Annotated in this window: 20 protein-coding genes; 15 read left to right on the plus strand and 5 right to left on the minus strand. The window is 49.3% G+C overall.

Annotated features, from left to right (window positions below):
* Positions 1-9: 9 nt before the first annotated feature.
* A complete protein-coding gene (locus ABGT73_RS03150; RefSeq protein ID WP_346668387.1) occupies positions 10-2,562 on the minus strand; it encodes a hypothetical protein in 2,553 nt (850 codons plus the stop codon).
* A gap of 308 nt (positions 2,563-2,870) precedes the next feature.
* Here ABGT73_RS03150 and ABGT73_RS03155 point away from each other — a divergent pair, with 308 nt between their 5' ends.
* The 3 genes from ABGT73_RS03155 to ABGT73_RS03165 all read left to right on the plus strand — a co-directional run bounded on the left by ABGT73_RS03155 (position 2,871) and on the right by ABGT73_RS03165 (position 5,779).
* Complete coding sequence (locus ABGT73_RS03155) at positions 2,871-2,993, plus strand: hypothetical protein (protein WP_346668388.1); 123 nt, start codon at positions 2,871-2,873, stop codon at positions 2,991-2,993.
* Positions 2,990-4,546, plus strand: a complete 1,557-nt coding sequence (locus tag ABGT73_RS03160; RefSeq protein ID WP_346668389.1) for a recombinase family protein — start codon at positions 2,990-2,992, stop codon at positions 4,544-4,546. Before ABGT73_RS03155 ends, ABGT73_RS03160 begins: the two co-directional genes overlap by 4 nt.
* A gap of 141 nt (positions 4,547-4,687) precedes the next feature.
* A complete protein-coding gene (locus tag ABGT73_RS03165; RefSeq protein ID WP_346668390.1) occupies positions 4,688-5,779 on the plus strand; it encodes a hypothetical protein in 1,092 nt (363 codons plus the stop codon).
* A 205-nt stretch (positions 5,780-5,984) separates the two neighbouring features.
* Here the strand turns inward: ABGT73_RS03165 and ABGT73_RS03170 are convergent, their stop codons facing one another.
* The 4 genes from ABGT73_RS03170 to ABGT73_RS03185 all read right to left on the minus strand — a co-directional run bounded on the left by ABGT73_RS03170 (position 5,985) and on the right by ABGT73_RS03185 (position 9,102).
* Positions 5,985-6,557: a recombinase family protein gene (locus tag ABGT73_RS03170; protein WP_346668391.1), complete on the minus strand. Its 573-nt coding sequence runs from the start codon at positions 6,555-6,557 to the stop codon at positions 5,985-5,987.
* The gene (locus ABGT73_RS03175; protein WP_346668392.1) at positions 6,554-7,543 is read right to left on the minus strand and encodes a hypothetical protein; all 990 of its coding nucleotides are present in this window, start codon (positions 7,541-7,543) and stop codon (positions 6,554-6,556) included. The genes ABGT73_RS03170 and ABGT73_RS03175 overlap by 4 nt, the downstream gene beginning before the upstream one ends.
* Before the next feature lie 2 nt (positions 7,544-7,545).
* Complete coding sequence (locus tag ABGT73_RS03180) at positions 7,546-8,661, minus strand: amidoligase family protein (RefSeq protein WP_346668393.1); 1,116 nt, start codon at positions 8,659-8,661, stop codon at positions 7,546-7,548.
* A 279-nt stretch (positions 8,662-8,940) separates the two neighbouring features.
* Positions 8,941-9,102 carry a helix-turn-helix domain-containing protein gene (locus ABGT73_RS03185; RefSeq protein WP_346670304.1) on the minus strand — a complete coding sequence of 54 codons (162 nt, stop codon included), beginning with the start codon at positions 9,100-9,102 and terminating at the stop codon, positions 8,941-8,943.
* Positions 9,103-9,436: 334 nt separating this feature from the next.
* Here ABGT73_RS03185 and ABGT73_RS03190 point away from each other — a divergent pair, with 334 nt between their 5' ends.
* The 12 genes from ABGT73_RS03190 to ABGT73_RS03245 are packed head-to-tail and all read left to right on the plus strand — an operon-like array spanning position 9,437 to position 21,838.
* Positions 9,437-10,819, plus strand: a complete 1,383-nt coding sequence (locus ABGT73_RS03190; RefSeq protein WP_346668394.1) for a sugar transferase — start codon at positions 9,437-9,439, stop codon at positions 10,817-10,819.
* On the plus strand, positions 10,816-11,922 hold the full coding sequence (locus ABGT73_RS03195; protein ID WP_346668395.1) for a glycosyltransferase family 4 protein: 1,107 nt from the start codon (positions 10,816-10,818) through the stop codon (positions 11,920-11,922). The genes ABGT73_RS03190 and ABGT73_RS03195 overlap by 4 nt, the downstream gene beginning before the upstream one ends.
* Positions 11,919-12,485 (plus strand): acyltransferase, encoded by a 567-nt coding sequence (locus ABGT73_RS03200; protein ID WP_346668396.1) that lies wholly within the window; start codon positions 11,919-11,921, stop codon positions 12,483-12,485. Before ABGT73_RS03195 ends, ABGT73_RS03200 begins: the two co-directional genes overlap by 4 nt.
* Entirely contained in the window at positions 12,460-13,596 is a 1,137-nt protein-coding gene (locus tag ABGT73_RS03205; RefSeq protein ID WP_346668397.1) for a glycosyltransferase, read from the plus strand. Before ABGT73_RS03200 ends, ABGT73_RS03205 begins: the two co-directional genes overlap by 26 nt.
* A gap of 11 nt (positions 13,597-13,607) precedes the next feature.
* On the plus strand, positions 13,608-14,156 hold the full coding sequence (locus tag ABGT73_RS03210; RefSeq protein ID WP_346668398.1) for an acyltransferase: 549 nt from the start codon (positions 13,608-13,610) through the stop codon (positions 14,154-14,156).
* Positions 14,157-14,181: 25 nt separating this feature from the next.
* Positions 14,182-15,453, plus strand: coding sequence for a glycosyltransferase (locus tag ABGT73_RS03215; RefSeq protein ID WP_346668399.1), 1,272 nt, complete (start codon positions 14,182-14,184; stop codon positions 15,451-15,453).
* Between the two features lie 31 nt (positions 15,454-15,484).
* On the plus strand, positions 15,485-16,678 hold the full coding sequence (locus ABGT73_RS03220; protein WP_346668400.1) for a glycosyltransferase family 4 protein: 1,194 nt from the start codon (positions 15,485-15,487) through the stop codon (positions 16,676-16,678).
* A gap of 36 nt (positions 16,679-16,714) precedes the next feature.
* Positions 16,715-17,809: a TDP-N-acetylfucosamine:lipid II N-acetylfucosaminyltransferase gene (locus ABGT73_RS03225; protein WP_346668401.1), complete on the plus strand. Its 1,095-nt coding sequence runs from the start codon at positions 16,715-16,717 to the stop codon at positions 17,807-17,809.
* A gap of 6 nt (positions 17,810-17,815) precedes the next feature.
* Positions 17,816-19,282, plus strand: coding sequence for a lipopolysaccharide biosynthesis protein (locus tag ABGT73_RS03230; protein ID WP_346668402.1), 1,467 nt, complete (start codon positions 17,816-17,818; stop codon positions 19,280-19,282).
* On the plus strand, positions 19,279-19,845 hold the full coding sequence (locus ABGT73_RS03235) for an acyltransferase (RefSeq protein WP_346668403.1): 567 nt from the start codon (positions 19,279-19,281) through the stop codon (positions 19,843-19,845). The genes ABGT73_RS03230 and ABGT73_RS03235 overlap by 4 nt, the downstream gene beginning before the upstream one ends.
* A gap of 15 nt (positions 19,846-19,860) precedes the next feature.
* A complete protein-coding gene (locus ABGT73_RS03240; RefSeq protein WP_346668404.1) occupies positions 19,861-20,973 on the plus strand; it encodes a DegT/DnrJ/EryC1/StrS family aminotransferase in 1,113 nt (370 codons plus the stop codon).
* Between the two features lie 22 nt (positions 20,974-20,995).
* Complete coding sequence (locus tag ABGT73_RS03245) at positions 20,996-21,838, plus strand: hypothetical protein (RefSeq protein WP_346668405.1); 843 nt, start codon at positions 20,996-20,998, stop codon at positions 21,836-21,838.
* The last annotated feature ends 7 nt before the right edge of the window (positions 21,839-21,845 follow it).

Genomic DNA, 21,845 nt, shown 5'->3' on the forward strand with positions numbered 1-21,845 from the left:
AGGCGGGATTCATTTGGGGGTAAGAATGCTGCAATCCAGCACCAAAAACTTGCCAATTCGCACAGACTTCCCGTTTTCCGTGGCGGTAAACCGGCAATACCACCGTCCGCTTTTTATATCATCCCGGTGCAGCAAGGAACCAGCCTTGGGGGCGAGATACTGGCGCTGAAATTGGTTCTGCTTTGTTGCCAGAAGATTGCGGTAAGGGTGATTCGCCAGGAACGCATCCCAATACAAATCGTAGGTCAGATAGAAACGCCCGTCGCTCTCCCAGCCCAAGGGTTGGCTGTCTTTTTGCAGGCATAGCAGATATTCCTCCTTACTTTGGCAAAAGTAGGGAGGCTTTTTTTGTCTCAGATCACTGAGAAAGACAAGAAACTTTCCCCAGATACCTTTGAAAGCATCTTTTGCCATATTTTTTCGAAGGGGAAGAAGTGGGTAGAAAAATTCGAAGGAGGTATACAGATCTTGGGGAAGGAGCCGGTTGACTGTAATTTCAAAAAGATGATCCGGATCTTTGTCATTTAAAACCATGGCGGAAATACCTAAAAGGGAAAGAAATCGGAGCTGCGGCATATAGGGGCGAAGACTGGAAACGCTGCAGCAGGAACAGAATTTCTTGAAGATGATGCGCTCATCAATATAGGCCAGGGCTTTGCAGGATGGGTTTTTGTGGCGCTCCAAGGAATTTCGAAAATAACGCAGAAAATCTCTGGAAACATGGACATTCTCAGAGAAAACGCAAAGATTCCGGAATTTCGACTCCATAGTAAGGTGCGCGCGCAACATTGTACGATTGGCTTGCACCCATGCAAGGCGATTAATGACCCGGTCAGCAATCATGCAAAGGATGTAAAAGGATTCCGAAGAGGGAAAATAGTCTTCACCACCCGCCGGGGCGGTAGTGGCAGGAGGGATGTCCGTCCAGCGCCCCAAATCACGCAACTTTACAGGAATGATTCGGAAACCTTCCGGCAATACAGCGTTTACGATTAGAAGAGGCTTCCCGTAACACAGGAGGTGAGCGTATTCTAATTGTGTCAATGTGCGGCAAGGCCCGTCAAATATCAGAATACATAGCTGACGCTGAGCCTTACGAAGTTTTGCAAAAATTGAGGACATAGTAGCCTTGGAAGGAACATGGAAAACACTCCACAGAAGCTGAGAGGTGAGCAGAGGGTGGTCAGACTCTGGTGAGAGAGTTTCTGGATCGGTGGCTACCAGGGAAACACAGTCTGGCAAAACGTCGAGCAGCTTGATGCTGGGAAGCTTGTCCAGGGAAACTTCCGGGGAAAAGGCGCTGTAGGCGGCTGCCAGTAAGGCAGAAAGAAAGTAAGTACGGCTGACATTTGCTGCGGCGTAGGACAACCAGCTGTGGCAAGCTTTGTAAAGGTCCTCTTTGAGAAATCCATTGTGATGTTGTCTTTGGTAGAAAGGACGCAGAAGGAGTTCAACCGGCTGCAGAATGGGGTCAGTAAAGCCGGCTTGAGTCCACAACGCTATAGAATAATATTTTGGACCTAAAAGGCTGTGATTGGTGAAGCCCAGTAACTGATTGCTGTGTTGAAAGTCAGAGGGAACATTCAGAGGATACTTTGGATTGTAGGGAAAGAACAGACGTGTGCGGAAGGTTTCTACTCGTGCGCTGCTTTTCCAATACAATTTTTTGACATTTGTTTCCCAGCTTTCCAAGAAATAATCTGTGTTCATGTCACTGTCAGAGGACACTTGGCCGGGAAAAGATTGCTGCTTGCCCTTCTCAGAAGCAAGAAATTCTACCTGCTGATGAAGGGCGCAGGTCCACCAGTTGGCCACCGAAGGGTGGAGGGAAATGGTGATTTCACTGTCAAACAAAAAATCGAGGGGGGAAGCAATCTTCAGAGGTTTCCGCAGGAGTAAAAAGGAGGGGACTACTCCATACAAAAGATAGGCTTGGCGTATCAGGAGCGCGCGAAGATGCGCGATGGTGAGGTTTTGGGAGTGGAAATACTCTATGGCCTTTTTTAGGTCCTGCGACTGTAGAGAGGAAACATAATAGATGCAGAGAGGCTTGATCTTCATTTTAGGAAAAGCGTCAGGATCATCTGCGGGTGCTTCGACGCTACGAAAGACCTGATAAAGGTATATCCAGAGTTTGGTAGTATACCCGAACGGTTTATCCGCCGGGCGGAAGATGGCAATAGGGCAAAAGTGGATGGCCTCGAGAAGATTCTGCTGAGGCGAATGCCAAGGAATGTCGTGCGGATCCATACAGGAAGACAATACGGGATCACCGCCTTCGGCCCAGAAAATCCGCTCGGTGTATTTGGCAATTTTGTTGGCAGACTCTCCGACCAGGCAGGGAAGTGGAAAGGAACCTGCCGGTAGGTTGTGGGGCAAAGAGACATGCGGCGCCTTATCGGACTCCGGCAAGGCAGTAGCTTCAAAATGGCGCATCCGATATTCTGCAGCGTTCTCCTTCAGGTACTTTTGATACTTCGACAGAATCTTGCCAAATTCCATCTGGCTGTTCAACAACGGCTGTGGAATTATGGGGAACGGATTTTCTTTTTGTTGATTCATACTTGCTCCTTGTACAACCCCGAAATTTTATATTTTTTAAAATTCTTATCTAAAAGTATTATACAACCAACAAATAGCAGGCTTCAATAGGCACCCCGTCCCACCGATGTATAAATTTTTATTGCCCACACAACAATATACGCTCAAATATAATCGCATCTGCCTGATAAAAAAATATACGGCCGTAACAGCTACCAGTAATCGCAGTGACGATTGCCTCTGCAATCGAAAATACCGCAGGGAAGTTCTGCATATTATTGCTTAAAGAAAACCCTGCAACGCTGCGTACTGAAAAGGAGGTGCCAAGTATGGGCACACAATCTGTTACGGTCACATTCTCCACCGAATCAGGAAGTAGGACGCTGGCAGACTGCCTGGAGCAGCTGCTGAGCAATCTGAACCTGGAAGCAACGGAGGGAGATGACTTGTGAAAAAAAGTAGAATGCGGGAGTCTGTCCGTCAGCAGGAAGCGGCGATCTATTTGCGGCTCTCCTCGGCCGATGGCCCGGAAGCGGAATCGGACTCCATCCAGAACCAACGCTCCTTCTTGCGGGAGTGGGCAAAAAAACATGACATTGCTATTGTCCGGGAATTTGTGGACGATGGCCACACCGGAACGGACTTTGCGCGTCCCGGCTTTCAGGAACTGAATCAATGCCTGATGGATGGCAGCGTGAGCTGCGTCATCGTCAAGGACCTTTCCCGTCTAGGACGCAACTATGCCGAGACCGGGCGATATCTGGAAGAAATCTTCCCGCGTTTGGGAATCCGGTTCATCGCCGTCAACGATCAATACGACTCTGCCAGCAACACCGACAGTGTCCAGCAGATGGCCGTATTCAAAAATGTATTCAACGATTTATATGCCGCCGATGCCAGTGCCAAGGTGAGGACCTCGCTGGGCATCCTCAAGCGGCAGGGCAAATTCCTGGGGCGGCAGGCGCCCTATGGCTACCGCATCGACCCCGAGGACAGATATCATCTTCTGCCCGATGAGGAGACAGCTCCCACGGTGCGGCGCATCTTTGCGCTGTTTCTGGGCGGGGCCAGCCGTACCCGGATTGCTAAGGTCCTCAACCGGGAGGAAATTCCCTCACCGGCAGCCCAAAAGCAGATGACCGACAAGAGCCGTCGTTTTACGGGGCTGTGGAATGCGGAAACCATCCGGCGAATCCTGAGCCATCCGGTGTATCAGGGCGATATGGCCCAGCAGTTCACCCGCACGATCAACTATAAGGTACACAATCGCCGCCGGGTCGATCCCGAAGACTGGATTGTGGTGGAAAACACCCATACGCCGCTGGTCAGCCGGGAAGACTTCGCCCTGGCGCAGCAGATGCAGAAGGTCCGTACATACGAAACCACCGACCATCCCCATCTACTTACCGGCATTGCCTACTGTGCCGACTGCGGCAGCCCCCTCTATGCCAAAAAGAGGGGAAAGTACTGGTATCTGAATTGCTATGGGTACTATCGCGACCCCACAGCACATCACTGTACCTCGCACAGCATCCGGGAAGACGTGGTGGTGCAGGCGGTGGTGGATGCACTGCGTACATTGGCACAGAATCAGGTGGATTCCAAGGCAATGGCCCGCAAGCGTGCGCAAAAGCAGCAGGGACAGCAGGATCTGAAAAGCCGCCGCAGCAAGCTGGAGCAGCAGCTGGAATCGGCACGCAAAACCCGATTGGGTGCCTACAAGGATAAAGCCGCCGGGATCTTGCGTGAGGATGAGTTCGCCTATATCTCTCAGAACCTGCGCAAGGAGGAGGAACGCTGTCAAAAGGAACTGGAACAGCTGGCACACCTGGAAAACGATTTCGACCAGACGGATGCCATCGAAAAAAAGATCCGGGCGTTTCTGCAATTCGATCATCTGGAAAAAGGACAGCTGCAACAGCTGGTACGCCGTGTGGAGGTGGATGCCCACAAGCATATTACCATCACCTTTAACTTCATAGACCCTGACAAAGGGGCCGATTGAGCCAATCCGCAATTTTGCGGCGTGGTTCAGCCGGCCTTCTTTTTTACCTATTATGGCGTCCTTTTTGTCTGAAATTTTCTCTGTTTTTTCAGAGAAAATCTCTCTCAAAGCCTATATTTTCCGATAGAAAAGAGAATTTTTATGCTCGAAAACAGCCGGGATCGTTTTGCTATTCCTTCTTGTGGTTTATATCACAGAGAAGTAGGAATCCATACTTTTGAATTACTCTATTTTTTCTCAGAATCGAATCGATATGAGCGTATCGAAAGGGTGTGGCAGTTCCTGACCCGAAAATGCAGAAGATATAGCCATAATCATTATCAATTTACTCTTTGTCATGGCTTAAAAGCTGAAATCCTGAATAGCAGTATCGGGCAAAGCTTGAAAATGCTTGTGAACCCACGGGTCATGGTGCATGGCGAACTTGGGTATCTGGGAATCACAGACTGCAGAAGCGATATACTTACAGACTGTCGATTTATATTCAATGACTTTTGGGAGCGGAATGGTCTGTCCTTCATAAAGATGGAATATTGTCTGGCCAACCGCATTGATCTTTGTATGGGCATTGAATTTCTGGAGCCCTTCTCCATTCCGGATTATCTGGACCTGCTGAAAAGAACACCCCACAAAAATACATATCGTCTTTTGTCATTGCCCGATCAGGAAGATGAGCAACACAGTTTCAAAATTGCCAACAAAAGGCGTGGCTTGGTGGTCTATGACAAGGTATATGAGCAAAAACGTTTTTCAAAGAACTCTGTAGTGTCTGGGCTGAACCTGATGCGAATCGAATACCAGCTCTATCCGGCAGGGCTGCGAAATCTAAGCCAAAAGCGAGGAATTGCTGACCGATACGCTCTGTTCACATGGCTTATGAACAATGCGCCCGAAACCATCTGCCAGGGCATAAAACACTGCTTGGAGATTACGCCTTACCGGTCCATCGAGAGGGTCAGGGCAGAAATTGAAAAACAGACATCCTGGCATGAGAGTACCAGAGCGAAAATGATAAAGGTGCAGCAATACCTGTATCAGCAGGGCACCTATGACTCTCTGGTGGAAGAAATGCGCCTTCAGAAAAAAATGCCCGAACTGCAAAGCCTTCTGAAACGATACCGACAGCTGAAATTATCCCCAACAACGCTGCGCAAACGAAGTGGACGGATTTATATGCCCAGCTTATTTATGCTGGCTTTGTATGTGCTATGCAAGGAGTTTGAAGAAGAATAGGGTATACCTCAGACTGACCATCCCGGCGGAAGCTTTTCTGTAAAAGATAAGTCCAAATCCGCATTGTTTGACAGGATGTAACACAAGCCCCTCTTTTTACAAGGGAGCCATGCAAGGGCGGCTTATACCATACCGCAAAAAAAGAGGGCTCCTTCCCGGAACCCTGCCGGTGGCGGTGGACGGGGAAGGAGCGAGAACTCTTTGGTCAGGGGGTTGCGCGTTCTGAAAATTCTGCCAGAAGGCGGTCCAAGGTGGGACGGGAGATTCCCAGCAAGCGGGCCATCTCCTTTTTGCTGATCTCCCGGGTATGATAGCGGGCGTAGACAGCTTCAAAACGTTGGGAATCCAATCGGATGGGAGCGCGGCCCTTGTATCTGCCGTGTGCTTTGGCGATGGCTATGCCCTCCCTCTGCCGTTCCAGGATGTTCTGCCTCTCAAACTCGTTGATGGCACCAATCATCGTCAGCATCAGCTTTCCGGTCGGAGTGGAGGTATCGATATTCTCCTTATTACTGACCAGATGAATCTTCTTGCGCTGGAGCAGCTCCACGATTCTAAGCAGGTCAGAAGTGCTTCTGGCCAGGCGGCTGAAATCGTGGACGTAGATGGTATCTCCCTCACGGGCAAATTCCAGCATGGCTTGCAGCTGGGGGCGGTTGGTGTCCTTGCCGGAGACCTTCTCAGTAAACCAGCGCTCAATATTATGCTTGGCCAGGGCATCGATCTGACGCTGCTCATTCTGTTCGGCGGTGGATACACGGACATAGGCAATCCTCATAGCCAATCCCCTCGATAGACAGCATATTCATAATAAGACTCCTGCAGGGCCGCTCGGAACAATTCCGGGTCCTGCAAGAGTTCTTCTATTTCGTCCGGGCAATACCCGCATCCCTGTAAGATTATCACATCCTCCTCTTCAAAGCCCAGATTGCAGGCGGTATTCAAGAGATCCTCGGAAAGCGTTCTTTTGGAGTTTCTGGAAGACGGCCAGCCCCAGGAAGCACAGAAAAGGCTTTGCAGTCTGCGGGTATCAAAGGTACGGGTTTCGATTTGACCGTCTGCAAACAGGTGCAGAATCTCTCCCTCCTCCAGCCAGACCCGGGAGAAGGGCTGGGCCTGTAAAAAGTCCAGACGAGAAATGGCATTCTGTAGAATCTCCGAGGTGCTGGCATAGACAAATAATCCCGTACGGGGAAACTCCACCAGACAGAGGGGATTGTTGCCCCTCACAAAGTAGAGGTTGTCCTGCTTGTCCAGGATGGTCAGTGTGAAGGTCCCTTCCAACTGTTCAGCAATCCCGGCCAGAGACGCCAAATCCAGTGTTCCGGCGGATGCCAGCATCTGTACGGCAATGTAACTGTCTGTCTCGATCCGCGTCTTGGGAAGATGCAGCTGATGGCGCAGCAGCAGGTCGTTGTTCAGAACGCCGTTGTGGGCCAGGGCAAAGTCGGGACCACTACCGGGAAGGTGTCCATCCAGATCGCCAGGGAATGGATGATTGTTATAATTGGACTGGGCATTGCCTTGTGTGGTCATCCGCACATGACCCATGACTACATGTGTAGAGACAGACGGCAGAAGCAGTGTCTTGTTGGCTGCGTCCGGACGTTTGTAGATATGCAGCCGGTCATGGCTGTTGTAGGCAATGCCGGTAGCATCGGTACCGCGTACCATACTGCTCACCGACAGGACACGGAGAAGCTGACGGGCCTGGCGTTGGGTCAGGCTGTGGGACGGGTCACTGAATCCAAATAATCCGCACATGATTATACCTCCCATTCTGCCGTTACCGGCTCATTGATGTACAGACGGCGTTCTTTTAAGTACTGGATCAATTCCGGGGTACTTTCATTGGTCAGACGGAGCACAAACTCAGGCCAGCTCAGATCCTTGATCTCACTCTCGGACAAAGCAAGAGCCACCCGGCAGATGCGATCCACAAACTGCAGGGTGGCAATGAGGGTGTTGAGTTTAAGAGTGCCCCGAAAAGCCCGGAACTCGATGGTATCATGGTTGGTCAGGTTGACGCAGGCATAGCGACCGTTGCCTGAATCGTATTTGGCATGTTCCAGAATCTCCTTGGCGCTGTTCTTATAGCCGTATCGGGCAGCCCAATGATTCATCTGGCTTTCGGTCCTTCGGCTGAATCGTAAAATCTCCTGCCAGAACCGTTCGAACAGATAGAGAATCTTGGAAATCGTTTCATCCTGGGCTGCACTGTGTTCGCCCAGGGCGTCGCGATTTACATGGACATGCAAACCGCAGGTTCCGGCGTTGTGGCTGTTGTAGTGCATCTCCCGGAAGGCGGCTACCGTATCAGCCCAGGGAACCTTGGTGCGGTGCTCTTCCAGCGTGCAGGGATGAGTTACCAACTCCAGACCATCATCCAGGCTACCGTCGGTTTTCATGTAGGCGTATTCCTCCCGGCGGTTGATCACGTTCAGGACCGTGCGGGCATGGGAAGCGCTCTGCCCGGCACCGTCCACTTCCAGTTCCACGCCCAGATAGAGCGGGCCATCGCCATAGAAGATAGGGGAGGGCTTGTAGCTGTAGGGATGCAGAGCGTCGCCTACTTTCTCACGGTAGCAGGATTCACAGTAGGGCGGCGTGTCGTCGTCATCATCTGCATACCACGCTTCGCTGTTGGGTATCAGACGGCCGCACTCGCTGCAGGCCACAAAGTATTCCTCCCGGCAGGAGGGGCAAAGATCATACCGGTCGTCCCCCTGGTTGTCACTGTCCCAATGGCGGAAACCGCAGTTGTCACAGACGAAGGTTTCCTCATCGGCACAATCACGGCAAAGGGGCTGATCTCCTACAAAATAGGCTTCATCGCGGTGGACCTCGGCACCGCAGCATACACAGGTCAATGTTTCGTCCATAGGTCATTCCTTTCCTGGTCATCTCAGTTGTCTTCGTTCAGGCTGGTGATAATGGTAGTGACAACAGCCACCGTCAAAGCCACCAGCGCTTCGGCTACACTTTCGGAAATGCGAAAATCCTCAGCACAGGTTCATGGGGCATATCCTCCTTGCAAAATAAAATAGAGCCATACAGAAGGATTATCTTCTGTATGGCTCTATTCCTATAATATATGGGAAAACCCTATGAAGTTTTTGAAGCGATACCGGGGAATGAAACGGTTGTGGGGGGAGTTATTTTTACTCGGACTCGGATCGGTCCAATAAATGGAAAAGGTCATTGCGTTGAATACGCCAGGATTTTCCTACACGAAAAGCAGGCAAATCGCCCCGGCGGATCAGTTTGTAGACGGTATTTTTATGTATACATAATAACTCCGCAACTTCAGTTGGCTTCAGCATTGCGGGTAAATCAAGGCATTCATAGGGGTCAACAGCAAAATACACGGGTAAACAAACCTCCTTTCGTGTGCAAGATGGGATATGTAGTGACAGATAACGCGTTGACACTTTACGCACACGATTGTTATTCAAATGTTGTAATAGGCGCTAAAGAAAGAACCTCGATTCTATAGATTATGGCAATTATTGAAATAAAAGGGGGGCTATGTTATAATTGAAAAAATTATTTGAAATTTTGTTGGTGAATGTAAGACAATTATTCAAAAGTGTTGAAATGGATTCGAGAAGAAAAATATAGGGTTTGGTGTAACCCCCTGAAATAGAGGAATGATTTATGAATAAAGTGAAATACCGTGCTGCGCTACGGATAGTAAAATTGATTAACGTGGCAGGTATGACAGCCCTATTTGGCGTATGTTGGTATTGGTTTTATGCAGATCACATTATTTCTCCTTTTTATAATAAAGGTAACTGGGCAGTGATCGCAATTTTTGCCATTTTATATTTGGTATTTGGCCGGGTATATGATGCGTTTAAAGTCTCTTTGTACCGCATATCAGAAATGGTATATTCACAGGTACTGTCTGCATTGCTTTCAAATGTGGTAATGTATGTCGTAATTTGGCTTCTCAATAAGATTGTGCCGACAGTTTGGCCATTGATTCTTTGCACATTAGTACAAGTACTGTATGCTGTTGGTTGGTCTTATTGTGCACATCAATGGTATTTTAAACTGTTCCCACCTCGACGCACAGTAGTTGTATATGATCGGCGTCCTGGCATGGAAAAACTGATTCAGGAGTATGGACTGGATAAAAAATTCGCAGTGGAAAAGATTGCTCCTATTTCGGAGTGCTTGAATCACGATTTAGAAATGCTGGATGGAATGGAAGCGGTGTTCCTTTGCGGAATTCACAGTCATGAGCGCAATATTGTATTGAAATACTGTATTGCCCGTGATATTCAAGTGTACATGATGCCACGTATTGGCGATGTGCTCATGAGCAGTGCAAAGCCTTTGCACCTGTTCCATTTGCCCATGTTGCAAGTTACCCGTTATGAACCTGCGCCGGAATATCTTTTGATGAAGCGTCTGTTTGACGTTGTGGTGTCGGGAGTGGCGCTGTTGGTGCTTTCGCCCGTAATGTTGGGATTTGCTATCGCCATCAAGGTTTATGATGGTGGTCCGGTTTTTTATAAGCAGTGCCGTTTGACGAAAGACGGAAAAACCTTTATGGTGCATAAGTTTCGCAGTATGCGGGTGGATGCAGAAAAGGACGGCGTGGCGCGTCTTTCCACAGGAGATAAAGATGAACGGGTTACACCTGTTGGGCGTTTGATCCGTAAGGTGAGAATCGATGAACTTCCTCAGCTTCTGGATATTCTAAAAGGGAATATGTCCTTGGTAGGCCCACGCCCTGAACGGCCGGAAATTGCTGCCCAGTATGAGAAAGAACTGCCAGAGTTTGCCCTGCGCCTGCAGGCCAAGGCTGGTTTAACCGGTTATGCCCAAGTGTACGGTAAATATAATACTACTCCGTACGATAAGCTGCAGATGGATTTGATGTACATTGCTAATCCGAGTTTTATGGAGGATTTACGCATTATTTTTGCTACGATCAAGATTTTGTTTATCCCTGAAAGTACAGAAGGTGTGGCAGCAGGGCAGACAACAGCACAGGCAGAAGCCTGTGAAATGGAGGCTGCAAACCGATGAAAATACTTATGTTGGCCAATGACTCTACTTATGTTTATAATTTGCGCCAGGAGGTTATCTTGGCTATGCTAGCGCAGGGGTGGAAAGTGGCTGTGGCCTGTGAAAAAAAGCAACACTGGGAAGAGCTTTCCGAGATAGGCTGCCAGATGCTTTCACTCGAAGTAGCCCGCCACGGCAAAAACCCCTTGCGGGACCTGGCACTTCTGCGCAGCTACGGCCGTCTGCTGGACGCGGAGCGCCCTGACGTAGTGCTGACCTACAACATCAAGCCTAACGTTTACGGCGGTATGGCCTGCGCCAAACGGGACATCCCTTATTTGGTTAACGTCTGCGGTCTCGGCACCCCGGTGGAAAATCCTGGCCCAATGCAGGTATTGACGGTTGCGCTTTACAAGCGGGGGGTCAAAAAGGCGGCCTGCGTCTTTTTCCAGAACCAAGAGAATGAGGATTTTTTTAATGCGCGCCGTATGGCACCGGGCCATCACCATCTGCTGCCAGGGTCCGGCGTCAACACCGCGCGCTTTGCGTTGTTGCCCTATCCGAAGGGAAAGACAGTGGATTTCCTGTTTATCTCTCGAGTGATGAAGGAGAAGGGAATCGACCAGTATCTGGAGGCGGCTCGTGTAATTCATGCCCGTCACCCTGAAACTGTCTTTCATATCTTGGGTGGTTGCGACGACGAAAGCTACCGCAAGATTTTAGATAAAATGGAAGCAGCTGGAATCATCCAATACCACGGTCAACAGCCCAGCGTGCTGCCTTTTCAGAAAATTAATGCCTGTACGGTGCACCCCACCTATTACCCTGAGGGTATGAGCAATGTGCTGCTAGAAAGTGCAGCGTGTGGCCGACCTATCATAACTACCGATCGCAGTGGTTGCCGTGAGATTGTGGAAGAAGGAGTTAATGGTTTTGTCTGTCGCCAGAAGGACAGTGCGGACCTTATTGCTCAGATTAAGAAATTCCTAGGTCTTCCTTGGGAGCAGCGCCGGAAGATGGGTTTGGCCGCTCGCCGAAAAGTGGAAGATGAATTTGATCGTCAAATCGTGGTGGACGCTTATCTCACAGAAATAAAAGCGGTGATAAGGGAAATGACAGTATGAATAAATACGGCAAAGCTTTGTTTTGCGTGCCGCTGGCGTGGTTGAAATACGTGATACTCAAACTTAAACATGGTCGAGATTTTTCTGCTCGTGGGATGGCAATCGTATCACCTTTCACCGAAATCACCCAAGAGAAGGGGAGCTACTTGCACATTGGGTGTATGCTGAAAATGCATAATGGTGCTAAGCTGCGGGTACGCCATGGTGGAACTCTGAACATCGGAGACAGATTTGGTATGAGCAATGGCTGTGTGGTCACTGCGTATGAATGTATTACGATCGGCGACGATGTGATGCTAGGGCCCAATGTGCTGATCTACGACCAGGATCATGACTATCGTGTCCCCGATGGTGTGGCCGCCGGGAAGTATAAGACGACACCGATAGAGATTGGAAACAATGTTTGGATCGGGGCCAACAGTGTGATTCTACGAGGGACGATCCTTGGTGACAATTGTGTAGTCGGTGCAGGAACAATACTGAAAGGTAAATTCCCGCCGTATTCGCGGATCCTTCAAAAACGGGAGACTGAGGTCATTGAACGAAACACAGAAAATCGGTAAAACCATTATATACGTGGGTGGGTTTGAACTACCTGACAAAAACGCAGCCGCACATCGCGTTTTGGCTATGGCAAAGTTGTTGCGAGCGTGTGGGCATCGCGTCGTTTTGCTGGGAATTACCCGGGAACAGGAAAGTGTTCCAGTGTTGCAGACCCGAGTACTCTGCCAAGGCTTTGAATGCTATGCGATTCCTTACCCCAAAGGACTAAGAGAGTGGCCGATCTATTTGGCAGACATTGAACCGATCCGGCAGGTGATACAAGGTGTCGGTGGTGCTGATGCGGTGGTATGCTATAACTACCCGGCGGCGGCTTTTATCCGCCTGCGCAGGGATTGCCGTAGAAACCGGCGTAGGATTCTGGCAGATTGTACCGAATGGTATAATATGCTTGAAATTTCCCCGATGTTCAAACTTATAAAAGGGATGGATACTTGGCTACGGATGCGAGTGATCCAGAAACAGCTGGACGGTCTGATTGTGATCAGTCATTACTTGCAGCGATACTACAAAATGTGTCCCAATGTAGTGTGTATTCCGCCGCTGGTAGATACCGCGGATGATAAATGGAATTGCGAACCCAAACCGCGTGGGTCGGAGGTTACGTTTGTCTATGTGGGAAATCCCGGTCACAAGGACAAGCTGGCGCAGATTCTGGAAGCGGTTTCTGATACGGCACAAAAATATCCATGTCGCTTGTGGGTGATAGGGGCCACTTGGCAGGATTTTGTTCGGCTTAATCCGGAGTGGCACGGAAGGACACCGCCTCCCTGCACGGTTTTTCTGGGAAGACTTCCTCATGAAGAAAGCCTTGCCTATTTGAAGAGCGCGGATTGTTCCTTCATTATCCGGGATGATACCAGAACCAATAACGCCGGATTCCCTACAAAATTTGTGGAAGCGGTAACCCTTGGCACGGACGTGATTGCCAGTGATATCAGTGATCTTCATTTGTATGCGAATCAGGTGCCAGGGTTGTATTTGACATCAGATGTTCGTCAGACGATCCTACGATATACGGCAGAGCACGAAGGAAAAACCGGAAAGAAAAAACCACTGCCGCTGTTTGATTATCGGAATTGGCTGCAAACCATCCGAAAATTGGAGATTTGAGGAGATCTTTCATGAAGCTGAGAACCATCGTAAAAAAGATATACCTAAAAGCGTACCAGCGTATACGACCGGTTTCTTTTGCTAAAGCAGTTGGGGTTAACTTTGTGTCTGGCACATTGCACCTATACGGACACGTGGACTGGAACACGGAACCATGGCTGATTACGTTGGGACGCAATGTATACATTACAGATGGTGTGAAATTCCTTACCCATGATGGTGGGACCTTGCTGTATCGAGATCAAGTGCCGGACCTGGAAGTCACTAAGCCTATTACGGTGGGAGACAGTGTTTATATCGGAAACAATGTGCTGCTGCTGCCGGGTGTTACCGTGGGTAGCGATGTGGTAATTGGTGCTGGAGCGGTGGTGAGTCATGATATACCTGACCATTCGGTAGCTGTGGGGGTTCCGGCACGGGTTATAAAATCAACAGAAGAGTATTTTGCAAAATTGCAAAAAGAATCCTTGCATTTGGGACATCTACATGGGAGAGAAAAGGACCTGGCGTTACGGAAGTATTTTCATTATACAGGTGGCGCCATGCAATTGCACGAATGAGTAAACCGAAAAAGCAGGGAATAAGATGAAAGTATTATGGATGACCTATGCACCTCTTGGTACGGCATGTGAAGCACTAGGATTGGCTCGGGCACAAAGCGGAAGCTGGGTGGACGCTACCGCCAGGGCACTGGTCGGTACGGAGAAATCGCCAAAGCTAGCGGTTTCCGCACTGACTTCAGGTAGTGAGATGCGCATTACGGAAAAGGATGGGGTGACTTATTTTGCTGTCCCAGGTGGACATGCTCACCGGGGGATCCGTGCACCCCGTCAAAATGTTGCACTGTGGAGGCAGGTGATGAAATCATTTCGCCCGGATTTGATTCAAATCTGGGGCAGTGAGTTCACAGACGGACTGGACTTGCTGGAGGCCTCCCCCGGTGTTCCAGCGGTGCTGTACACCCAGGGGGTTATCACAGCCATTAACAAATACCCTAACGGTGGCTTGTCACTGAAAAAACTGTGGGCTACACAGCCTCTGTTATTTAAACCCGTCACACTTAAATATCACTGGGATGCAGCCAAGATACGGGCGCAGGTGCATTTTGAGCAGGAGCTAGCCCGACGAGTGGATTGCATCATCACTGACAATGATTGGTGCGCTGGTTTTTTCCACGGGATTGCCCCCGGGACGACAGTAGCCTATCACATGCTGCCAATGAACGAAGCGTTTCAGAAGGTACGATGGACGGCGGAGGGGTGCATACCTCACACCATCTTTTGCAACGCCGGTCGCACTCCCTACAAAGGGCTTCACATGGCGGTGCGGGCGTTGGCGCTCATCCGGGAAAAATATCCGGACGTGAAACTACGAATTCCCGGGACTATCAATTTTGAACAGTTGAACAATCCACGTACACCGCCTTATTTCAGGTATCTTTACAGCCTGGCAAAGGAACAAGGAGTGCTGGACTGCCTGGAATTTCCTGGGATGCTTACCTCGGAGCAGATGGCTGCTGAAATGCAGCGAGCCCATGTCTTTGTGATGCCGTCTGCCATCGAGAACCTTTCCACCACCCTACGGGAATCCATGCTGGTAGGAACACCTGCGGTTTCGGCTAATGTGGGGTGCGTGCAGGAATATCTGCACCATGGTAGAAACGGATATCTCTACCGTTATGAAGAGTACGAGCTAATGGCTTACTATGTGATGAAGTTGTTCGCTGACCCACAGAAGGCAGAAGCTTTTTCTAACGAAGCACGGCGGACCATCCGTGTTATGTATGTTCGGGACGATGCCGGTACCCGTCTGAAAGAAATCTACTGCAGAGTACTGGCACATCGGCAGAAAACTTAAATATACTGAACGTGAGCGAGGGGGGCAAGTCTTGAAAGTTACTTTTTTTTCTAACTTTATGAACCATCATCAGCTTCCTCTTTCGTTAGAACTGGCAGAGCATGCTGGGGTGGAATATACCTTTGTCAGTATGGAGGAGGTCCCCCAAAGCCGTCTTGCGCTAGGATATGAAGATATGGACAAAAAATATCCATTCGTGCTTCGGGCGTATGCTTCCTCCAAGGAACACCATCAAGCAAAAGTCCTTCTGGACGAAAGCGACGTGGTCATCCTTGGCTCGGCGCCGGTTTCCTTTCTGACACGGAGGTTACGACAGGGAAAATTGACCTTTCAGTATAGTGAGCGTTTTTTTAAACGCGCGGACGGCGGTTTGAAGCAACACATCAGGAATCGCGTGCGGGCCTGGAAACATTTTGTCCGGTTTCAGGGGCAACCGCTATATTTTTTGTGCAGTAGCGCTTATACCGCTGCAGATGTTTTACGCTATGCTGATTATACTGGTAAGATGTTTCGGTGGGGATATTTCCCCCAGACGGTGCGCTGGCCCAGCACTGAGTCGCTGATGGCGGTCAAGGAACCCGCCGTCCTGTTGTGGGTGGGTCGACTACTAGACTGGAAACATCCCGAACATGCGGTGGAAGTGGCTCGGCGATTGCAAATGGAAAAAATCCCTTTCCGATTGGAAATTATAGGCACAGGCCCGGAGCAGGAGACCCTACTGCGCCAAGTGGGCCAAGGGGGAGTAGGAAAACAGATCTGTTTTCGTGGAGCTATACCGGCGTCAGAGGTCCGTACACATATGAACAAGGCGGCGGTCTTTCTTTTTACCTCTGACCGACAAGAGGGATGGGGAGCTGTACTGAACGAAGCAATGAATAGTGGCTGTGCTGTGGTGGCTAACCACGAGGCAGGTGCTTCCCCTTACCTTATACGTGATGGAATCAATGGACTCCTTTACGAAAATCGAAATGTGGATGCTTTGTATCGGTCGGTAAAAGGTCTGCTGCTTGAGCCCGAAAGGGCCGTCCAGATGGGGCGAAAAGCGTACCTTACCATTACACAGACCTGGAATGCACAGGTTGCCGCACAAAGATTTGTGGCGTTGGCTCAGGCTCTGCAGGCGGGTGATCCGCCACCCTTCTACCAAGAGGGCCCCTGCAGCCCAGCCCCCATCCTGTCGGATAATTGGTACCCTGCAAAAATAAGTCCTGATAGTTGGACATGAATCAGGTAATAGCAATCCGGAAAGGCAGAATATACAATGCAAAAGCCACACTATTCTTATATTCATTTATTCTTGCATACAGCAAAAATCTTCAACCATGGGGCACAACATATGGTGGAGGAACTATCCCATGCCAGAAACCACCTGTTTGTATACGCGTGGGAAGAAAGTTTGCCTGTTCGCAGGACTGAACAGACCATCTTGGACAACAGCATTATGGGACTGGACGGGCTAAGAAAATATATGGAGATGGCGGACTATGTGGTTGTCCACCACCTAACATATTCGTATGAACAGCTTGCTGCCTTGACCGAGGAAGAAGCCAGCAAAATCATCTGGTTTGTATGGGGCAACGACCTGTATCGGATGCCAGCACGTCAGGATCGGCTGTATCTGCTGGTGCGCAAGATGTACCGTGTGCTAAGAGGAAAAGAAAAATACAAAGAGCAAGCTCGGCGCACTGTGTCACATTTTCATGCCATTAATGCCGGGTTTGTGGGGGATCGCGACTATCTGCGCCGAACATTCGGTGATAAGGTGCGGCTGTATGATGCTTCCTACCCGATGGGATATTTTGCAGAGGATCTGGAGCGGTGGGCAGATACCACGCCGCACCAGAAACTAGGTGTTCTGATCGGCCATTGTGCGGCCAAATACATCAAACATAAAAAGTATCTTCAAAAACTTTTGCCATATAAAGGAAAAATACACCTGTATGTGCCACTCTCCTACGGAGTAGACGCGTATTCCAAAAAGATTCGCGGCCTGCCGGCAGCTCTGTACGGGGAAGAAAACGTGACGGTGCCCTTAACGCGTATGTCGCCCGAGGAGTATGTTAAGATGCTCAGCCGGGTGGATGTAGCCATCTTTGACTACAAGCAGCAGGCTGGCTTGGGCAACATCTACCTGCTGATGTACCTGGGCAAGAAGATATTCCTCAATCCCCAGGGAACACTGTACAAAGGATTCCGTGAGATGGGTTGCGAGGTATACGATGTGAGGCAGATAGACTGGCTTTCACTGGAGGAATTGACTTGTAATACCCCTAGCGAAAAAAACCGGGAAGTAGCCCGAAAAGTATTTGATCACAACGAACTCCTGCGCACCTGGGCGCGGCTTTTTGGAGAGTAACCGTCTATGTTCAACACGTCAACCATCGTCAAAAGCCTGTTCTGGCGCTTTGCAGAGCGCTGCGGCGCCCAGCTGGTGACCTTTATCGTCTCCATCGTACTGGCGAGGTTGCTGTCCCCCGAAGATTACGGCACCATCGCGCTGGTAACGGTGTTTACAACGATCTTGCAGGTTTTTGTGGACAGTGGTCTGGGCACAGCATTGATCCAGAAAAAGGACGCTGATGACTTGGATTTTTCCTCTGTCTTTTATTTTAACTTTGGCGCTTGCCTGCTGTTGTATGGGGTAATTTGTCTAGCAGCACCAGCAATCGCCACCTTTTATAACGATTCCTCTCTGGTGCCTATTATCCGGGTTATCAGCCTAACCATTGTGATCTCCGGTGTTAAAAATATTCAACAGGCCTATGTATCTCGCCACATGCTTTTTAAAAAGTTTTTCTTTTCCACCTTGGGGGGAACTATCTTCTCGGCTGTGCTGGGTGTCGGTATGGCGTTGTCTGGCTTTGGGGTATGGGCGTTGGTTGTCCAGCAACTTTCCAATACTGCCATCGATACACTAGTGCTTTGGGTTACCGTGCGGTGGTATCCTAAAAAGAAATTCTCCTGGCAGCGGCTACGGGGGTTGCTGACCTACGGGTGGAAATTGCTGTTATCTTCGCTGCTTGATACAGGGTACAATAACTTGCGCAATCTAATCATCGGCAAGCTGTACACTTCTGCCGATCTGGCGTACTATAATCAGGGCGATAAATTTCCTAAATTGATTGTTAATAACATCAATACATCCATCGACAGTGTGTTGTTGCCTTCCATGTCGGCGGCACAGAATGATCCCCTGCGTGTCAAGGCGATGACCCGCCGCTCTATCAAGACCAGCGTCTACATCATGGCCCCTTTAATGTTCGGCCTCGCCTGTTGCGCCGATACAGTGGTTCGTTTACTGCTCACGGAAAAATGGCTGCCCTGTGTGTTCTATTTGCAGGTGTTCTGTGTCAGCTATTTGTTCTGGCCGATCCATACTGCCAACCTCAACGCCATTAAGGCCCTGGGGCGTAGCGACCTCTTTTTGCGCCTGGAAGTAATCAAAAAAGTCATTGGTTTGGTACTATTGTTCTCCACCATGCAGATCAGTGTAGAGGCTATGGCTTACAGCCTGTTGGCTAGCAGCATCATAAGCCAGGTGGTCAACGCTTGGCCCAATCGCAAACTGCTGGGGTACCCATATTTAGAACAGCTACGAGATATTCTGCCCAGTCTGCTACTGGCCTGCTGTATGGGCGGAGCGGTAAAGGCTATTTCACTGCTGGAGTGGCCAAATCTGCTTACCCTGGTCATTCAGGTTCTGCTGGGGGCCGCATTCTATCTTGGGGGCTCCCGGCTGTTCAGGATGGAAGAGTTTTTGTATCTTAAAAAGTTTGTAATGAAGTTTTTGCAAAACCGTCACATAGGAAAGGAGCATAATAAGGCATGACTAGTTTTTATACGTTGGAGGAGCTTCAGGCGCTGGGATTTGCATCCTTGGGCAAGAATGTTCTGCTGAGCCGAAAATGCAGTGTGTACGGGGCACAAAACATCTCCATCGGGGATGATACCCGCATAGATGATTTTTGTATTCTGAGTGGTAAGATTATAATTGGCAGCCATGTGCACATTGCCGCGTATGTAGGACTTTTCGGTGGTCACAGCGGCATTGTGCTGGAAGATTTTGTGGGAGTATCCTCTCGTGGGGTAATATATGCCGAAAGTGATGACTATTCAGGCGCTGTGCTAACCAACCCCACAGTGCCGGACGAATTCAAGCATATCGTCGGTGGACAGGTGAGGTTGGAACGACATGCCATCCTAGGTTCCGGCTGTACTGTGATGCCTGGCGTGACGGTGGGCGAAGGCACCGCCGTGGGAAGCATGTCCTTCGTGAACCGATCGTTGGAGCCGTGGTCCATGTATGTTGGCATTCCCTGCCGGAAAATTAAGGACCGCCGCCGTGATCTGCTTGCGATGGAGCAGCAGCTGCGGCGGGAAAAAACGGTATAACGAAGGAGAAAAACAATGGAAAATTCAATTCTGGTAACCCGATCTTCTATGCCATCTCTAGAGGAATACGTTGAAGAAATCCGTCCCATCTGGGGCAGCCATTGGCTGACTAATATGGGCCCTAAGCATAGGGAATTGCAGGAGAAACTCAAGGAGTACCTTGCTGTAGATAAAGTGGAACTTTTGACCAATGGCCATATGGCACTGGAACTGACGCTGCAGGCAATGAATCTGCAGGGGGAAGTCATTACCACACCGTTTACCTTCGCATCCACCACCCATGCTATCGTGCGCAACGGTCTGGAACCAGTCTTTTGCGATATCGACCCTGTGGATTATACTCTAGATACAACGAAGCTGGAATCCCTAATCACCGACCGGACCTGCGCCATTATGCCGGTGCATGTGTACGGCAACCTCTGCCATATCGAGGAGATCGAGCGGATCGCTCATAAGTACGAGCTGAAGGTCATCTACGACGCCGCCCACGCCTTTGGGGAAACTTACAATGGTCGTGGTGTCGGCAGTTTCGGTGATGCTTCTTGCTTCAGCTTCCATGCTACCAAGGTGTTCAACACCATTGAGGGCGGAGCAGTGTGCTTCCATGATGCGGAATTGGGGCCCCGTTTGTATGAGCTAAAGAACTTCGGAATTCATGGTCCGGAATCGGTGGAGGCCGTAGGTGCCAACGCCAAAATGAACGAGTTTTGTGCCGCTATGGGGTTGTGCAATCTGCGCCATCTAGGGACCGAGATCGCCAAGCGCAAAGCCGTGGTTGAACGGTACCGTGAACGCCTGCAAGGAGTGGACGGTATTCAGCTGAATGCCTTGCAGCCAGGAGTAAAGAGCAATTATGCCTATTTCCCGGTGGTGTTTGATGAGAAGAACTTTGGCTCTAGTCGTAACGAGGTGTTTGATGCTCTGGCAAAGAACGGTATTGGGGCGCGGAAGTATTTCTACCCATTGACAAATACCTTTGCATGTTTCCATAACAAATATGATGTTGACAAAACACCTGTTGCCCGCCATGTGGCAGAACGAGTACTTACCTTACCGTTGTATGCAGATTTGGCGTTACAAGATGTTGACCGCATTTGCGATATTATTTTGGGGCTAAAGCAACTTTGATTGAAAGGGAACAGCTAATCATATGATTTCGGTGCAGTATCTACTGAATTTTTGGAAAGCTGATCTTCCACAAGCAGTGTACCTTCTCATGGTTTTGGCGGGAATGGTATATTTGACATTTGTATGCAAAAACGAGAAAGCTCGGGATGTTTGGAAGCGAATAGTCCTGCCATCGATTGCAGTAGTACTGATTATGGTGGTTCCTTTTTTGCCGAAGATTTTAACACAAAAGATTGAAAGTAGTAGAATGTTCCGATTTCTATGGGTTATCCCAATAGGTGTTTTTCTTGCGTTAGGAATTACAATACTGCTGGAAAATTTTCCCTCCAGGCTATGGAAACAAATCGGCGCGGCCGGTGCAGTGATTATGATTTTGCTTGGCTGCAACAAATTCCACAAATTGCGCGAGAAAACTTGGGAAAATGAATGGGTCAATTGGTATAAGATTCCGCCTATTGTTATCGAGATGACGGACTATATCCTACAGGATAATACAAAAGCAGAAAAAACTGCAGTGTTTCCTATGCCGTTGAATATGTGGGTGAGACAGTATAATCCAGAAGTGAAAATCCCGTTCTCTTGGACGAAAGTAGAAAGCGCAAAACCTGAAAATGGAAAATTGTACGAAGCTTTAAGTCCTCAGGATCCAAATGGTGTTATCGATTTGGATGTGGCAGGGTATTGGGCTAAGCAGGGAGGGTATCAGTACTTTGTTCTAATGGAAGGAAAGTCCCCCAATGGCAACCCGTACACAGGAAGTCTGGAAAGCAGTGGTTACGAAAAGGTTTGGGAATACGATGCCAAACCAAATACAGACGAACGATGGTATAGCCAGAAATATCTATTGTATCGGTTGAAAGAGTAGGAGAACA

It is taken from the genome of uncultured Subdoligranulum sp. (assembly GCF_963931595.1).
Lineage (GTDB): Bacteria > Bacillota > Clostridia > Oscillospirales > Ruminococcaceae > Gemmiger.

Excerpts from the sequence above, each read along its gene's own strand:
- ABGT73_RS03170 (WP_346668391.1), bottom strand. The coding sequence starts at position 6,557 with ATGAGGATTGCCTATGTCCGTGTATCCACCGCCGAACAGAATGAGCAG.
- ABGT73_RS03155 (WP_346668388.1), top strand. The coding sequence starts at position 2,871 with ATGGGCACACAATCTGTTACGGTCACATTCTCCACCGAATCAGGAAGT.
- ABGT73_RS03190 (WP_346668394.1), top strand. The coding sequence starts at position 9,437 with ATGAATAAAGTGAAATACCGTGCTGCGCTACGGATAGTAAAATTGATT.
- ABGT73_RS03195 (WP_346668395.1), top strand. The coding sequence starts at position 10,816 with ATGAAAATACTTATGTTGGCCAATGACTCTACTTATGTTTATAATTTG.
- ABGT73_RS03180 (WP_346668393.1), bottom strand. The coding sequence starts at position 8,661 with ATGGACGAAACATTGACCTGTGTATGCTGCGGTGCCGAGGTCCACCGC.
- ABGT73_RS03200 (WP_346668396.1), top strand. The coding sequence starts at position 11,919 with ATGAATAAATACGGCAAAGCTTTGTTTTGCGTGCCGCTGGCGTGGTTG.
- ABGT73_RS03150 (WP_346668387.1), bottom strand. The coding sequence starts at position 2,562 with ATGAATCAACAAAAAGAAAATCCGTTCCCCATAATTCCACAGCCGTTG.
- ABGT73_RS03185 (WP_346670304.1), bottom strand. The coding sequence starts at position 9,102 with ATGCTGAAGCCAACTGAAGTTGCGGAGTTATTATGTATACATAAAAAT.
- ABGT73_RS03225 (WP_346668401.1), top strand. The coding sequence starts at position 16,715 with ATGCAAAAGCCACACTATTCTTATATTCATTTATTCTTGCATACAGCA.
- ABGT73_RS03240 (WP_346668404.1), top strand. The coding sequence starts at position 19,861 with ATGGAAAATTCAATTCTGGTAACCCGATCTTCTATGCCATCTCTAGAG.
- ABGT73_RS03165 (WP_346668390.1), top strand. The coding sequence starts at position 4,688 with ATGCTCGAAAACAGCCGGGATCGTTTTGCTATTCCTTCTTGTGGTTTA.
- ABGT73_RS03230 (WP_346668402.1), top strand. The coding sequence starts at position 17,816 with ATGTTCAACACGTCAACCATCGTCAAAAGCCTGTTCTGGCGCTTTGCA.
- ABGT73_RS03210 (WP_346668398.1), top strand. The coding sequence starts at position 13,608 with ATGAAGCTGAGAACCATCGTAAAAAAGATATACCTAAAAGCGTACCAG.
- ABGT73_RS03175 (WP_346668392.1), bottom strand. The coding sequence starts at position 7,543 with ATGTGCGGATTATTTGGATTCAGTGACCCGTCCCACAGCCTGACCCAA.
- ABGT73_RS03215 (WP_346668399.1), top strand. The coding sequence starts at position 14,182 with ATGAAAGTATTATGGATGACCTATGCACCTCTTGGTACGGCATGTGAA.
- ABGT73_RS03235 (WP_346668403.1), top strand. The coding sequence starts at position 19,279 with ATGACTAGTTTTTATACGTTGGAGGAGCTTCAGGCGCTGGGATTTGCA.
- ABGT73_RS03245 (WP_346668405.1), top strand. The coding sequence starts at position 20,996 with ATGATTTCGGTGCAGTATCTACTGAATTTTTGGAAAGCTGATCTTCCA.